The 14,610-nt window shown below is 50.0% G+C and carries 16 protein-coding genes; 1 reads left to right on the forward strand and 15 read right to left on the reverse strand.

All coding sequences use genetic code 11. The annotated features are described in order from the left end of the window. Positions 1-295: 295 nt before the first annotated feature. From RBT11_17995 to RBT11_18005, 3 genes are all read right to left on the reverse strand, one after another. Entirely contained in the window at positions 296-1,261 is a 966-nt protein-coding gene (locus tag RBT11_17995) for an electron transfer flavoprotein subunit alpha/FixB family protein (GenBank protein ID MDX9788675.1), read from the reverse strand. 68 nt (positions 1,262-1,329) lie between these two features. Further along, complete coding sequence (locus RBT11_18000; protein ID MDX9788676.1) at positions 1,330-2,076, reverse strand: electron transfer flavoprotein subunit beta/FixA family protein; 747 nt, start codon at positions 2,074-2,076, stop codon at positions 1,330-1,332. Positions 2,077-2,223: 147 nt separating this feature from the next. Next, positions 2,224-2,436: an acetyl-CoA carboxylase biotin carboxyl carrier protein subunit gene (locus RBT11_18005; GenBank protein ID MDX9788677.1), complete on the reverse strand. Its 213-nt coding sequence runs from the start codon at positions 2,434-2,436 to the stop codon at positions 2,224-2,226. Positions 2,437-3,053: 617 nt separating this feature from the next. Here RBT11_18005 and RBT11_18010 point away from each other — a divergent pair. Next, positions 3,054-4,079: a hypothetical protein gene (locus tag RBT11_18010; protein MDX9788678.1), complete on the forward strand. Its 1,026-nt coding sequence runs from the start codon at positions 3,054-3,056 to the stop codon at positions 4,077-4,079. A gap of 241 nt (positions 4,080-4,320) precedes the next feature. Here the strand turns inward: RBT11_18010 and RBT11_18015 are convergent, their stop codons facing one another. The 12 genes from RBT11_18015 to murJ form a co-directional block, all read right to left on the reverse strand. Beyond that, positions 4,321-4,782: a universal stress protein gene (locus RBT11_18015; GenBank protein ID MDX9788679.1), complete on the reverse strand. Its 462-nt coding sequence runs from the start codon at positions 4,780-4,782 to the stop codon at positions 4,321-4,323. Between the two features lie 251 nt (positions 4,783-5,033). Then, positions 5,034-5,870 (reverse strand): VacJ family lipoprotein, encoded by an 837-nt coding sequence (locus RBT11_18020; GenBank protein MDX9788680.1) that lies wholly within the window; start codon positions 5,868-5,870, stop codon positions 5,034-5,036. Between the two features lie 110 nt (positions 5,871-5,980). Next, positions 5,981-6,904 carry a tyrosine recombinase gene (locus RBT11_18025; protein ID MDX9788681.1) on the reverse strand — a complete coding sequence of 308 codons (924 nt, stop codon included), beginning with the start codon at positions 6,902-6,904 and terminating at the stop codon, positions 5,981-5,983. Then, on the reverse strand, positions 6,901-7,518 hold the full coding sequence (locus RBT11_18030) for a haloacid dehalogenase (GenBank protein ID MDX9788682.1): 618 nt from the start codon (positions 7,516-7,518) through the stop codon (positions 6,901-6,903). Before RBT11_18030 ends, RBT11_18025 begins: the two co-directional genes overlap by 4 nt. Before the next feature lie 71 nt (positions 7,519-7,589). Further along, on the reverse strand, positions 7,590-7,913 hold the full coding sequence (locus RBT11_18035; protein ID MDX9788683.1) for a Rho termination factor N-terminal domain-containing protein: 324 nt from the start codon (positions 7,911-7,913) through the stop codon (positions 7,590-7,592). Positions 7,914-8,059: 146 nt separating this feature from the next. Beyond that, the gene (locus RBT11_18040) at positions 8,060-8,827 is read right to left on the reverse strand and encodes a slipin family protein (GenBank protein ID MDX9788684.1); all 768 of its coding nucleotides are present in this window, start codon (positions 8,825-8,827) and stop codon (positions 8,060-8,062) included. Positions 8,828-8,898: 71 nt separating this feature from the next. After that, positions 8,899-10,185, reverse strand: a complete 1,287-nt coding sequence (locus RBT11_18045; GenBank protein MDX9788685.1) for a nodulation protein NfeD — start codon at positions 10,183-10,185, stop codon at positions 8,899-8,901. After that, a complete protein-coding gene (locus tag RBT11_18050) occupies positions 10,182-10,898 on the reverse strand; it encodes a uracil-DNA glycosylase (GenBank protein ID MDX9788686.1) in 717 nt (238 codons plus the stop codon). Before RBT11_18050 ends, RBT11_18045 begins: the two co-directional genes overlap by 4 nt. After that, a complete protein-coding gene (coaBC, locus tag RBT11_18055) occupies positions 10,895-12,100 on the reverse strand; it encodes a bifunctional phosphopantothenoylcysteine decarboxylase/phosphopantothenate--cysteine ligase CoaBC (GenBank protein MDX9788687.1) in 1,206 nt (401 codons plus the stop codon). The genes RBT11_18050 and coaBC overlap by 4 nt, the downstream gene beginning before the upstream one ends. 247 nt (positions 12,101-12,347) lie before the next feature. Further along, positions 12,348-12,635: a hypothetical protein gene (locus tag RBT11_18060; protein MDX9788688.1), complete on the reverse strand. Its 288-nt coding sequence runs from the start codon at positions 12,633-12,635 to the stop codon at positions 12,348-12,350. Beyond that, entirely contained in the window at positions 12,632-12,931 is a 300-nt protein-coding gene (locus RBT11_18065) for a septum formation initiator family protein (GenBank protein ID MDX9788689.1), read from the reverse strand. Before RBT11_18065 ends, RBT11_18060 begins: the two co-directional genes overlap by 4 nt. A gap of 58 nt (positions 12,932-12,989) precedes the next feature. Further along, complete coding sequence (murJ, locus tag RBT11_18070; protein MDX9788690.1) at positions 12,990-14,540, reverse strand: murein biosynthesis integral membrane protein MurJ; 1,551 nt, start codon at positions 14,538-14,540, stop codon at positions 12,990-12,992. Positions 14,541-14,610 lie beyond the last annotated feature (70 nt).

Genomic DNA, 14,610 nt, shown 5'->3' on the forward strand with positions numbered 1-14,610 from the left:
TAAGAACCATATTCATTCAGACGACAGAATCCGTGAGACCCAACAGAAAATTTCCAAGGCGACACAGGGTCAAACAACATCGATTTTTCTATGAATACAAAACAAATTGTTAAGGAAACGGCATTGACCTTATGCCAATAATGCTATTAAGCATTTTTTAAGCTGTTAGACCCTTTACCAGAAACATGCACGCTTTTGCATGTATATTCGCCGAAGGTGAAAGATGGGTTTTATGCATCCCAGCATCCGGCTCTGGTGGATTAGGTTGTTTTGTTAAGTTGTTTTTTAGAGATCATCAAGCCCTATTAAATGTTGTTTTGAGAGTTTTTATGAAATCAGGTACAGCCTTAAACAGGTCAGCCACAAGGCCAAAGTCGGCTATCTGAAAAATTGGCGCTTCTTCATCCTTATTAATTGCCACAATTACTTTACTGTTTTTCATGCCGGCAATGTGCTGCATTGAACCTGAAAGACCAATCGCCACATAAAGCTCTGGGGCGACAATCTTGCCGGTTTGCCCAACTTGAAGATCATTTGACGTCCATCCGGCATCCACTGCAGCTCGCGTTGCCCCTATAGCAGCTCCGAAAAGGTCGGCGAGATCTTCGATTAGTTTTATGTTTTCGCCACTTTTGATGCCTCGGCCGAAAGAGATAACGACTTTCGCTTCCGATAGATCTGGACGGTTACTTTTCGCTTCATGCATTTCGATAAATCGAGTTTTGGTTTCAGGAAGCGAAACACTTAAAGATTCAACCGGTGTATCGCCTCCGGTAGGTTCTGCTATCGCAAATGCGGTGCTCTGTATCGTAACGATCTTAATGTCTGTCTTTATTTCGACCGTCGCGACGGCGTTGCCGGCCCACATCTCACGAGTAAAACACTCGCCATCAAAGCCAATGATGCCGGATGCCATCCCGGCTTCAAGCTTGGCAGCAACGCGAGGCATGAGGTCTTTTCCGGTAGTACTTGCATTCATACCAACTATCTTTGCATCGCAGGATTTCGCAACTTCGGCTGTTATATGCCCCCATGTCTCTGCGGTATAATTTTCTAGGGCCGAAGCATTTGCCACATGTATCTTTGAAGCTCCGAAACCTTTCAATTCATCAACGACGCCATCAATTCCGAAACCGATAACTAAAATGTGAAGCTCAGCTCCGAGTTTTTCCGCAGCTTCCTTGCCAAAAAATATTGAATTAAGAGTGGCTTTTTTCAGTTTGCCTTTTTGATGCTCTGCAACTATACAGATGCTTGCCATCGTTACTGTCTCCTTATACTTTTCGCCAAACCGCTGATCAGCAGCCGAAGAAATATTTCTATGCTCAGTTAAATAATTTTCACTTCATCCTTTAGGGCGCTAACCAGTTCGGCTATATCTTCGACAATACGCCCGGACTTGCGCTGTGGTTGTTTGGCAAACTTTTTGATCACTACCTTCGGAGTTGTATCGACACCTAACTCAGCAGGGAAAATTTTTTTAATTTCTTTTTTCTTTGCCTTCAAAACATCCGGCAATTTGGCATAACGGGGTTCGTTTAGCCGTAGATCCGTGCTGATAATCCCTGGCAAATCGATTTCAACCACTTCAGTACCGCCATCCACTTCGCGATGTACTTTGGCGATGGTACCATCTATATCTATTTTTGAAGCGAAACAGGCTTGGCCCCACCCAAGATATTCGGCTAATAGCTGAGCGCATTGATTGTCATCAATATCTACTGCTTGTTTTCCCATGAGTACCAGATTCGGCTTTTCGTCTTCAATCACTTTGAACAAGATACGGGCGACTGTATCGGAGTCTAAATTGTCATCGGATACCACTAGAACGCCGCGATCACATCCCATGGATAAACCGCTTCGAATTTCAAGCTGAGATTCCTCGGTACCGATGCTCACTATCACCACTTCGCCGCCTTTGGCCTCTTTGATCCGCAGACCCTCCTCTATGGCGATTTCATCAAAAGGGTTGATTTTGTATTTCATGCTCGACAACTCAATTCCTGACCCGTCAGATTTTATAATGATTTTCATCTCAGGGTCAGTAACCCGTTTGGCTGTAACCAGGATCTTCACACTATACCTCCATTATCATCCGCCTGTTATAGTCAGGCGCTACAATTTTTTTTTCAAAGTGTCTGTGCTTGTTCTTAATTTTAAGGATACGAGCATATGTCAATCTAACCGCTATAAAAGCCCGCTTTCGAAAGGGCGAAAAAAAAATCATTCAATGACGATTAGTACGGCATCGCGAGCAACGGCGTCGGCTATTTTGCAATTAATCTTCCTTACGATGCCTGAAAATTTCGCAATAATAGGCATTTCCATTTTCATCGCTTCAAGAACAACGACGGTATCACCTTCAGAAACGGTATCACCTTCGCGAACTTTTAAATCGATTATCTTCCCTGGCATGGGCGCTTTTATTTGGCTCAAAATTAATACCCCCCTGTTTTTAAGGTAATTAATAGTATACCAACAAATATAACCTCTTTTGCCATGATTCCGCATACTTTTTGCATAAACAGATGGAAACGATTAACAGGCTCATAGTAGCCTGCCTCGAAGAGGCACATTATAACCTATGTTGTTACCTGTATGCATACCGTACACAACGCCTGTAGTAACTGGTAAGATAGAAGGTTTTTTTAAATTGGATTGAATCATGGATAAAAAACCACTTTTTGTTGCCCCACATTTCCTCATCCAACTCACTACAAGGGGCTATCATTGCAACTTGCGCGTTCCCGGCCGGTTTTTACTTCAGAGGTAAAAATACACGAAAAAAAGCTGATATTGGGTGCTTATCTGCTTAAACCGTATTAATCTTCCATTGTGGGACGCGGTGGCGGCAACACCCAGGGCAGACTTAATCAAAAATATAATTAAACATATGATTACCTTTTAGCTTCGCCAAATGGTTTTGTCAATCTTTTTTTATCAAAATGAAAACGGGCTTGCGGCATTCGGGCAAAAATTATAGACTCCTAAAAAAATGCACCGTTGATCATTCAATCCCGAAAGCTATTATTTATCAATTAAGGAAGCGTCACATGCCGATTCCGGGAAAACTTCTCACCACCGCCATGGCGGTGATGCCGCATACGGACATCACGCGCGCCTTGGACGTCGCCATGTCCCTGGACATTCCTTTTTGGCCGCAGTTGCCCAATTATAATTATTATGAGGATATGTATGTTCAGGCAGCGGAGCATTTCCCTGGTATTCTGCTGGACATGGAAAACAGAACCCTTCGTTTTTCCATCGATAAATTTATCGAGGAAATCGAAGAGACCATGAGCCACTTTGATGAACCGGCCTATTTCGATGTAAGCAAAACCTACTCGGCGGTGTACCACTCGTTTTTGTCCAAAGATTTTTCCGACCGGGCCGCCATACGGGGGCAACTCGAAGGGCCTATCAGTTTCGGGTTTAACATTCTGGATCAAGATAATCGGCCGATCCTGTTTGATGACAGTGTCCGGCCATTTATGTTTGAATTCATGGCCAAGCGGATTAATGTGCAACTTGGCCGTTTAAAAGCGCTTAATGAAAACGCCTTCATGTTTGTCGATGAGCCCGGATTGCAGTTCTTGTTTTCAGCACTGTCCGGTTACGGGGACGCTAAAGCAAAGGCGGACCTGGACCTCTTTTTTTCGCAAGTCGACAGACCCCGGGGCATTCATCTTTGCGGAAATCCCGATTGGGATTTTCTGCTGAACCTCGATATGGATATTCTCTCGATGGATCTTTACAGCAATGCGGAAATTTTCTCTTCGTACGCCTCGTCCATCACTCGATTTTTAAATAAAGGGGGCGTCATTGTCTGGGGAATCGTACCGACGGGCTTTGAAAATTTTGAAAAGGAAAACGCCGCGTCCCTGATAGAAAAGCTATTGTCGGTGTGGCGTGTTCTGGAAAAAAAGGGGGTTGACAGGCACTTGCTGCTGGAAAAAAGCCTATTATCTCCCGCCACATGCTGCCTGGTAAATCCGGACAAGGAAAAAACAGTGGAAAAAGCCTTTGAAACCATTAAATTTCTGTCCGGAACGCTCAGAGAAAAATATAAATTGGAATGAATATAGCGGCGTCCATGCAAAAACCGCCGTCATCTTCATTCACCTTTCGAGTGCACTGTGGCATATATTGCATGGGACCCAAGTCACCCGCCATTAACCACGGGATGCGGCGTTGATAATCCGATGGGACATGGCCAACTCCCGGCGTCGGAGCTGGCCTCCCCGATACTATTGGTAAGGTGCGGTCTCATTTGCCGGAATCATCCGAAAAAAGCGGGTTTGGGGCGCTTAATCGTTAGTCCTATAAATCGCCTCTGATGGTAAGCAGCGGAACCGGACTCCTGCGAAACATTTTTTGAGCGCAGGAGCCGATGATGGAATCGGCCAGATTTGATCTGCCTTTGGTCGCCATCACCAGCAAATCAGCGTCAGTTTCTTCTATGGCCGCCAGTAATTCTTCGAACGGCACGCCGGTTCGAAACATCTTGGTTATCACCATCTGTTCTCCGCATCCGGCCGCCTTGATGAGGTTATCGAGCTGAATCTGACGGTCCTTTTCATTTTGTTCGATATACTTCTCATAGAGGAAGTCTGAAAAATCGCTGGAAACTTTCCTGACAACATATAAGTCTCTCTCGTTGGTTACATGGACCAACAGCAATTCCGCCTTGAGGCCTTCGGCCAAGTTAGCCGCATACTGCAATGAAGGTAAGGAATAAACTGAAAAATCAATTGCCACCATTATCTTGCGGATCGGTTTCATGGGGTCACCTCGCTCCTTTGTATCGGTCAATTCAATTCATTCACCATCGCCATCGAATAAGCAAAAGCCATTCCACCCGCTAAATAAAATATTTTTATTTTAATTACGAATCGTTATAATCGAAGTTCTTTTTACGACGCCGATTCCGTTTTCAACCCTTTTTTTTCACCGTGGTAAAAATGGTGACAGTCAAAGGGCACGGGAAACCATATGCCGAATCAATCGACCTATTTTATAGAAGCGTATCAACGCTATTTTTCCACTTTTCCTTTACGATATTGAAGGTAGGCATCCCTGGCCGCGGAATAAGGTTCAAACGCGCTATCTTTAAAGGCTTCATAATCGCCGATCACCAGGGAGGTCCGATTGATCTTATCCACGACATTGGCGGCCAAAGCCACCTCCCATGGTTCAAGATAAGTGAGCGGTTTCAGAAAACGATCCCCCCCAAACCCCACGGTATCCCGCAGAGAAGACGGGCCCAGAAGCGGCCAGACCAGGTATATGCCGTGCCCGATGCCGTATCGTCCCAATGTCTGCCCGAAATCCTCCTCATCGGGATTAAGCTTCGGGTACTTGCGGGCCGGGTTGCCGAAACCGAGGACGCCGACGGTCGTATTGCATAAAAATCGCCCCAGCTCACAGACGCTTGCTTCGGCTTTCGCCTGTAATATGCAATTGGCCAAGCGCACCGGGGTTTTCAGATTATTAAAGAAATTGCCGATGCATTCCCTGAAAAACGTGGGCATCACCGCCTTATATCCCTGCGCAACGGGCTTTAGTACCCAAAAATAGGCTTTGTCATTAAACACGAACATGGCGCGATTCCATGGTTCCAGAGGGTCCGCCACTCGAACCGAAACAGGCAAACCGCCATTTTCTTCATCAGGGAAGTCCTCCTCATCATCATCATCAGCTTCGATCTCCGCATTGGAATCGACAGGGACTTGACGGTCTGTCTGAGAAAGCAAAAATGCCGTCTCCACCGGTTTCCCTTCGGCAAGACACTCCGCCGCAATGGTCAATCCAGACCCTGCCATCGCCACCCATCCATAAATCAGCATTAAGGTAACAGAATGTATTTTCAACGGTTATCTCCTTGAGTTCATTTTATCTTTTCTCCTGCCCGGCGTTCCAATGGGCATCGGGCGGCCATATGCGGTTAACCACGCGGTTCCACCGGTACGCGCGCTTTCAATTATTTTCTCGGGTGCGACTTGTCGTAGGTTTCCATGAGCCGGCTGATACTGACATGGGTGTACTTTTGGGTTGTGGACAAGCTTTTATGCCCCAGCAGTTCCTGAACAACCTTTAAATCCGCGCCGGCATCCAGCAGGTGTGTCGCAAAGGAATGCCTTAAGGCATGTGGAGAGACAGGCATGGGAATGCCGCATTTTCTTGAAACACTCTCCAGAATTCGCCCCATGGACCGGGTGGTCAACCGCTTGCCCCGGTTGTTCAAAAAAAGCGCCCCCCGACTCTCTTCCCCGATTCCCATCTCCCGTCCCAATTGTCTGCGATAGGCGCCGATGTGTTCCAGGGAAACGCGACCGATGGGCACTATCCGTTCCTTGGCGCCTTTGCCTTTGACCCGCGCGGTGCGACCGGTGACATCCACATCTTCCACATTCAGCCCGGCGGCCTCTGAAACCCGAATGCCGCAGGAATAGATGGTTTCAAAAATCGCCCGGTTTCTCAACCCCAATAGGGTAACATCATTCATGGCATCCAACAGGCGGAACATATCATCCACCGGAAGCCATACCGGAATAGACCGGTTCTGCTTGGGCGTTACCACCGATTCGGATGGGTTGATTTGAATAATACCATGTTTTTCAAGATAGTTAAAAAACGTTCGAATGGCTGCAAGCTTTCGGGCAATCGTGGTTTTCTCATTCTTTTTTTGATACAGCACGCCCAAATAAGCCCTGATATCCAGGGCGGTAATCTGCTCGGGAAGCACGGCTGCAGAACCGCCTCTTTTAAGTACCCCCCCTGAAACCACGGCGTAAAATTCTCTCAGATCATGCCGGTAACATCTGGCCGTATGGTGAGAATACCCTTTTTCAGCAGAAAGGTAATCGGAAAATGCGTCAATCAAAGAGGAAAGGGGCTCACTCATGCACACCCGTTGCTTTTCGTATCAATCAAACCACCCAAGGCCGACCAACCATTCACCTCTAAAAATTGGTGCGGCCGACGGTTCCATGGCTGTTGAAATACGATCGGCGTTACGCCGACCGTGGAAAGATGGAAACAGGTTTCAAGCCTGTCCTCAACAAAATAAGAAACTCCCCGGTCCAGAAGCGTTTCTGCTTTTCCTTCAAAAGAACCGGTGGTGATCATATCGATTTGTTCCGGTCTCAACCCTATATTTTCGGAAATCCAATCAATGATGGGGCCTGGATACGGCCGGGCCGTGACAAACAGAACCGGACTGTGGCACCCGGCAATCATCGAAAGAACCGATGCGGCACCGGGCATGGTCTTCAGCGGTGTTCGATAAGCGCCGTCAATAATTTTCAGTGAGATTTCATTTAAAATGCCGGTGTCGATCTTGAGACATTCTGCAAGGTCGTAACTGGTGATATCGGATAGCCGGATGCCTTCTATCGCGTAATCCTGTCTCGCGATTTCAAGAAATAACGTCATGGTGTCGGCAATCACACCGTCGATGTCAAACGCGACTGCGGACGGGGGTATAAATGGTGCTGTGATCATGGTTGTATTTAACATATGCCTCAATATGAAACCGGCTGATAAAGGAGTCGATCCCCCCATCAGCCGGTGGTGCCCGGGTCGACTTATCAGGCGGCCCGACGTGTTTTTTTCTTCAGTTTACTGATTTGACGTCGAAACCGTGTTGCCATCTTTGCATTTTTAGCGGCAAGCGCTTCGACGCGTTTTCCCTTCAGGACTCCGATCTTGACTTTAACATCACGGACAACGACATCCTTGATCGAGGATTTCTCTTCGGTGATACCCTTGGCCTGTTTGATTGCCGATATCAACTCCGGTTTGTTCATTCCGTGCGCACCGGTAATCCCGGGAAGCCCCATTGCCATCTCCCGAAGGTCCTTGGCCGTCATTTTTTCCAGTGGTTTTTCCTTCGTCTTTTCTTTGTCGCCCATTTACGGCAAACTCCTTTCTGATTAAGATAGCAGCACTCAAATACCACAACGTAATTAGCCATCCATACAACACTCAGGGGGTGAAAACAAACCATTTCAGCGCCATGCCTATCGATGCGGCAAAAGGACCGTCAACGCATCCGTTTTCAACCCGCGCTCTTTTTCTCCAATGCGTCTACCAATCTTGTGAACGGTTTAAACAGATCCAGCGGAAAGGGAAAAATCGTGGTGGTACTATTTTCCGAGGACATCTCGCGCATGGTCTGCAAATACCGAAGCTGCAAAGCCATGGGATGTTCCTGAATGATCGTGGCCGCATCGGCCAATCTTGTGGCGGCCTGATACTCACCCTCGGCATTGATCACTTTGGCGCGACGCTCACGTTCGGCCTCGGCCTGTTTGGCCATGGCACGCTGCATCTCCTGGGGCAGATCGATGTGCTTTAATTCAACCGTCGCCACCTTGACTCCCCAGGGGTCGGTATGGGTGTCGAGAATTTCCTGAAGTTCCGAATTGATTTTTTCCCGAGCCGACAGCAACTCATCCAGCTCGGCCTGGCCGCAGACGCTTCGAAGGGTGGTCTGTGCCAACTGGCTCATGGCATAGCTGTAGTTTTCCACTTCCACGATGGCCTTGATAGGGTCGATCACCCGGAAATAGATCACGGCATTGACTTTCACCGATACATTGTCCCGGGTGATCACATCCTGGGGGTCTACATCCATGGCCACCAGCCGCATGCTGACTTTGACCATTTTATCGACCACCGGAATCAGAATGATCAAGCCCGGTCCTTTTGCCTTGATGACACGGCCCAGCCTGAAAATCACGCCCCGTTCGTACTCATTAAGAACCTTGATGGCGGACCAGAGAAACAGAATGATCGGAACCAGCAAATAAAAAACATTAAACATCGGTTATGCCTCCATGAGTAAAGGTTGCGTTTTGTCAACGGGACGAGCGACCGGTCGCCCCTGTCTTGGTTTTATTCCGCTTTTTCCACTTCCAGAACCAGATTGGTCACCTTGGTTACGCGGACACGAACACCGGCTTCGATAGGAGATGCGGCGGTGGCGTGCCATAATTCACCATGAACAAACACCTTACCGTTCGGCGTCAGCGGCGTTTTCACCACACCGATCTCACCGATCAGGCCACTGGCGCCGGTTCTGGGCTGCGACATCTGGGATCGAACCACCAGTCCCGCAATCAACACAAAAAAGCCCGACACCAAAAACACCGTCGGAAGCAACACGGTCCAGGCCAGGCGCATGCCCGGATCCTTTTCTCCCCCTTCAAACAGCATCAATGAGCCCAGTAACAGCGAACCGATGCCCGCGATGCTGAGCATTCCGTAACTGGTGACTTTGAGCTCAAGGAAGAAAAAGACCAGGGCCAATAATATCAGAAGAATGCCGGCATAATTCACCGGCAGGGTTTGAAAGGCAAAAAAGGCCAGGACCAGACAAACCGCGCCAATGACCCCCGGCAGCACAACCCCCGGGTGCGACATCTCGAAATATAGCCCAGCAAGGCCGATCATCATGAGAATGTAGGCGATGTTGGGATCACTGATGGTTTTTAAAACCTTCGTTCGAAGATTTTCCACTATCGGTTCAATGGCGGCGTCGGCCAAGTTAAGCTTTCCTTTGCCGAGAATCTCTTTTCCGTCAATCTGCGCGATGAGGTCCTTTACGTCCTTGGCCACTAGGTCAATAACCATTTTTTTAAGCGCTTCGGTTTCGGTAACGGACACGCTGTCCCGAATGGCCGCTTCCACCCAGTCGGCATTACGCCCCCGCTTTTCCGCAACACTTCTGGCATGCGCCACCATGTCATTGGTGACCTTTGCGCTCATGGTCTCATCGATGTCCTTGCCGCCGGCATTCACCGGATGCGCCGCCCCGATATTGGTTCCCGGCGCCATCGCGGCGATATCGGCCGCAATGGTAATCATCACGCCGGCGGAAGCCGCCCTGGCGCCCGCAGGCGAAACATACACAACGATAGGAACCGGGCTGCCGAGAATTGACTGAACGATCTGTCTCATGGATTCCGCCAAGCCCCCGGGCGTATCAAGCTGAATGATCAGGCAAGCCGCATTTTCCGCCACCGCCTTTTGAACACCGCTTTGAACAAACTCGGCCACGCCGGGATTGATACTTCCGCTGAGGGTCATCACATAAACGTCCCCGCTCGCCGCCCGAGCAGGTTGACCCAAACCCCAAAAGATCACCAGCCATAACCCAAAAATGACGGTTCGGTTTTTCATGGTTTCTTTCCTCGCACGCTAAGTCCGAGTCGTCGCATCACTTGCTGAATGTCTTCCCAGACCTCCCGCTTTTTTTCCGGATTTCGAAGTAAAAACGCCGGGTGAAACGTGGGCATTACGCTCATACCGTGATAGTCGAAAAACCGGCCACGTAACGCGGATATGGGCCGTTGGCTCTGAGACAGAAACTGAGCGGCCACCTTACCGAGCGCGCAGATATAGGCAGGTTGAATCGCCCGAAGCTGTCGAACCAGAAACGGGGTGCACTGGGCGATTTCTTCAGGTAGCGGATTGCGGTTTTCAGGGGGTCGGCATTTTACGATGTTACAAATATAAACATCCTCCCGCGAGAGGCCCATGGCTTCGATGATCCGCGTCAGCAGCTTTCCGGCCGCACCGACAAAGGGTCTTCCCTGCTGATCCTCGTCAAAGCCGGGGCCTTCTCCTACAAAAACCAGCCGCGCCTTCGGGTTGCCCTCACCAAAAACAATATGGCGCCTGCCCCGGTGAAGCGGGCACCGCCGGCACACTCCCAAGTCCTTCTGAACATTCGACAAGGTTTCTCTCGTTTCGCTTGGCGCTCCTTTTCCCCAGCCGCGCAACCGTTCCATCTGATCCGCCGAGATATCAAATCCGGTGCACCCGGTTTGCGCCATATAGCGAAGCGTGTGCTCGATCTCGCCCAAGAGCGTATAAAGACCGGAACCATTCATGTAAGGAGTCGCTCACAAATTCGGTCAAGCAGGGTATCGGCGACCTCGTCCTTGCTCATTTGCGGCAAGGATTCACTGGCACCGTCCCTGTAAAAAAAGGTGACCCGGTTGGTATCCACGGCAAAACCGGACCCTGAATGCCCGATCAGGTTGCCCACAATCATATCGAGATTCTTTTTTTCGAGCTTGCCGGTCGCATAGGTTTCAAGGTCCTGCGTTTCCGCGGCAAAGCCCACCAATACCTGATGCTTTTTTCTCTGCCCGAGCGAGAACAGAATGTCCTGATTTTTCTCCAAGGTAAGGCTCATGCTGTCCTTATTCTTTTTGATCTTGTGAGCAGCAGGCGCCACCGGCCGATAATCCGAGACAGCGGCGGACTTGATAATGACATCCGAAGCGTCCATGCACGAAAACACGGCTTGCGCCATATCGGCAGCTGATCTCACATGAATCACGCAAACGCCCGTCGGATCCGGCAGCGACGTGGGGCCGGCCACCAGCGTCACCGACGCGCCCCGATACTCGGCGGCCCGGGCAATGGCATAGCCCATTTTACCGCTTGAGGGGTTGCTGATAAACCGGACCGGATCGATCGCCTCCTGAGTCGGTCCCGCGGAAACCAGCACCTTTTTCCCGGCCAGGTCTTTGGGGGTTAAAATGGCGCAGATGCGATCCAGAATTTCCGCAGGTTCGGGCAATCGCCCGGGTCCCGTCGTTCCGCAGGCCATCTCGCCCACACCCGGTTCGATAATAAACACACCGTCCGATCGAAGCGTGGCAAGATTGCGTTGCGTCGCGCGACTTTCAAACATATGCGTGTTCATGGCCGGGCATAGAATCAGTGGTTTGGTCACGGCCATCAAAAAGGTGCTCAAGGCGTCGTCGGCAATACCGTTGGCCAGTTTCCCGATGATATTGCCCGTGGCCGGCGCAACCACCACGGCATCAGCCCTGTCCGCCCATTCAATGTGCTGAATGCTGGCCTCTTTTCCGAGTTCAAACAGGCTCGTGCACACGGGGTGCCCCGATATGGCCTCAAAGGTCATGGGCCCCACGAACCATTCGGCATTCCGGGTCATCATGACCCGAACATCCGCCCCCTGTTTTTGCAGAAGCCGTAACAGTTCGACGGCCTTGTATGCCGCGATGCCGCCGGATACACCCAGGACAATACTTTTGTTTCGCAATACCGATGTCGACATTTTGCAAAAACCCTTAAGCCCCCCTGAAAGGGGCCTCGTCGCCGACACCTTTCTTGGTATCGGCGTGGTTAACCGTGCACGTAAACGTACACGTGCGCGTGCACGTGCACGAATTTTAGAATTGAAATATTTCTATCACCTTGAAACAGTCCATTTTGACAACCCGTCGCCTCGTCGCCCCATCAACATGCCGGCATACCGTTTCCGTGCACGAACCCCCAATACCGGGGCGACACCCCAACGCGCATCATTTGGCGCGCTGTCTGCCAAGAGCCGCTCTAAGCCGCGCCAACCTTGCATATCCTGTTTCCAGATCAATCCAGGTAGAGAGCAGTTCAATCAGCAACTGATCGGATGCCGGCTTGCCTTGATCCAGTTTTTGCTCGAGCACACGCAATGCCGTTGCATAATTTTCGTGATCCGGATGCGCTTTCAGCAACTGCCGATAAATCTTGGCCGCTTGGTTCAAATACCCTTGGTCTGCATAGGCTTTTGCCAAAGTGGCCGTCACCAGCAACGTGGGGTCGGTTTTCATTTATCAGCTTCCTTTTCAGCTTTCATTCGGACGACGATCTCTCCGGGTTTAATCATATTTGATTCTTTTCTGACCGCTTCTTCCAGATATTCCGGGTCCTTGTTAAGGCGCTCGATTTCTCTATACAGGTTCACGTTTTCCCGGCGAATGGATTCGTTCTTTTCCGCAATCCGCTCTCGTTCTTTTCGGCTTTGCATCAGATCCACCAAGCCGTTATCGCCCCAAAGAATACGCAGGGACATGATGAAAATCACCAGCACGACCACGCACAACAAAACCTTCTGCCTTCCGCTCATATCATTCGATTTCCGTCCCCTTTGATCATATGAAAAACATGTTTTTTCCGAATGGGTCCTACTTCATTATTTGAACAGCCCGCAATAATGTGGCTCTGTTCAACACAAATGAAAGCGCGGTATAAACCGAAAAGCCTAACAGAATGCTCCCGCATACGCGCAAGGCGAGCAACGTCGTTCCCATATCTCCGGAGGGCAAAAACAGATGAACGGCACCCCCCATCAAAACCGCGCATAAACCGGAACGGCAAACGGATTGAACGACCGCAGCTGTCCTCAACTTTCCAATTTTTCGCTTTAAGGCATCGGCCAACAACCACAGATTCAGCATTGAAGATAAAGAGGTTGCCAGGGCAAGCCCGCCATACGACATCATGCGCATGAGTAAAATACCAAGGCAAAGGTTCATCCCAATAGCCACAATCCCCGCCTTCACCGGTGTCCGAGCATCCCCCATCGCATAAAAAACGGATACAACCACGCGAACGGCGGCAAACGACCAGATACCGATACCATAATATAAAAGCGCCAGAGCCGTCAATCTCGTCATGGCGGCATCAAAGGTTCCCCGCTTAAAAAGAAGGGCGACGATCGGCTCCCGCATAACGATCAGCCCGACCATGCTGGGCACGGAAACAAATAAAACGAGTTTCAAGGAATGGTTCACGGAATCGATCAACGCCGCCATGTCCTTGTGCGCCGCCTGCCTGGCAATCATAGGGTACAGCGCAGTTGATATCGAAACGGCAAAAATGCCGAGGGGGAACTGAATCAGCCGATCTGCGTAATATAGATAGGAAATAGCGCCTTCGCCCAGCAACGAGGCCAACAATGTATCCAGAAGGACATTGATCTGAAAGACGGATAACCCGAAAACCGCAGGCGCCATCGACCTTGCAACCTCTTTTATACCCGGATGAAAAAAAGGGCCGCGGTTTAATATGATAACGCCTTTTTTGAATAACACCGCAAGCTGGGACATCAGCTGCAACCCGCCCCCCAGAATCACCCCCCCGGACAAACCCAGAATCCGCAGCGTATTGTCCGAAGAGATAACCGCCATGAACAGCATCGAACCGATCATGGTCAGGTTCAGCAAGGCCGGCACCAGCGCCGGCGCGGCAAAATGGCCCACGCCATTTAATATTCCCATGCAGAGCGCCGCCAACCCGATGAAACCGATATACGGCAGCATGATTTTAACCAGTATGACCGCGAGGTTGAATTTTTCCGGAAAACCGGCGAACCCCGGCGCGATCAGATAAACAACCAGAGGCGCACAAAAAACCCCCACCACCACCGCCCCTCCGAGTAGCACCAAGAGAAACCGGAAAGTGGCGGCGGCAAATTCGTAGGCAGCCTCGGAACCCGTTCGGGTCATATAACGCGTAAAAACCGGAATAAACGCAACGCCAAAGGCCCCTTCATTGAACAGGCGGCGGGAAAAATCAGGAATTCGAAATACGGCGATGAACACATCCGAAAACAGGCCGGCGCCGAAAAACCATGCCATCATCATATCCCGAATGTATCCGAGAATTCTGCTCAGCAGCGTCAGCAAGCCCACCAGACCGGCCGATTTGGTTACCTCTCGGTTATCCTGCATCATAACCAGTTTCTAAAAAGCGCAACATGCTCTTTCCAGGGCAACCGTCAGACAATAAAATTGCTTGACAGAC

This window comes from Desulfobacterales bacterium (genome assembly GCA_034003325.1).
Lineage (GTDB): Bacteria > Desulfobacterota > Desulfobacteria > Desulfobacterales > JAFDDL01 > JAVEYW01.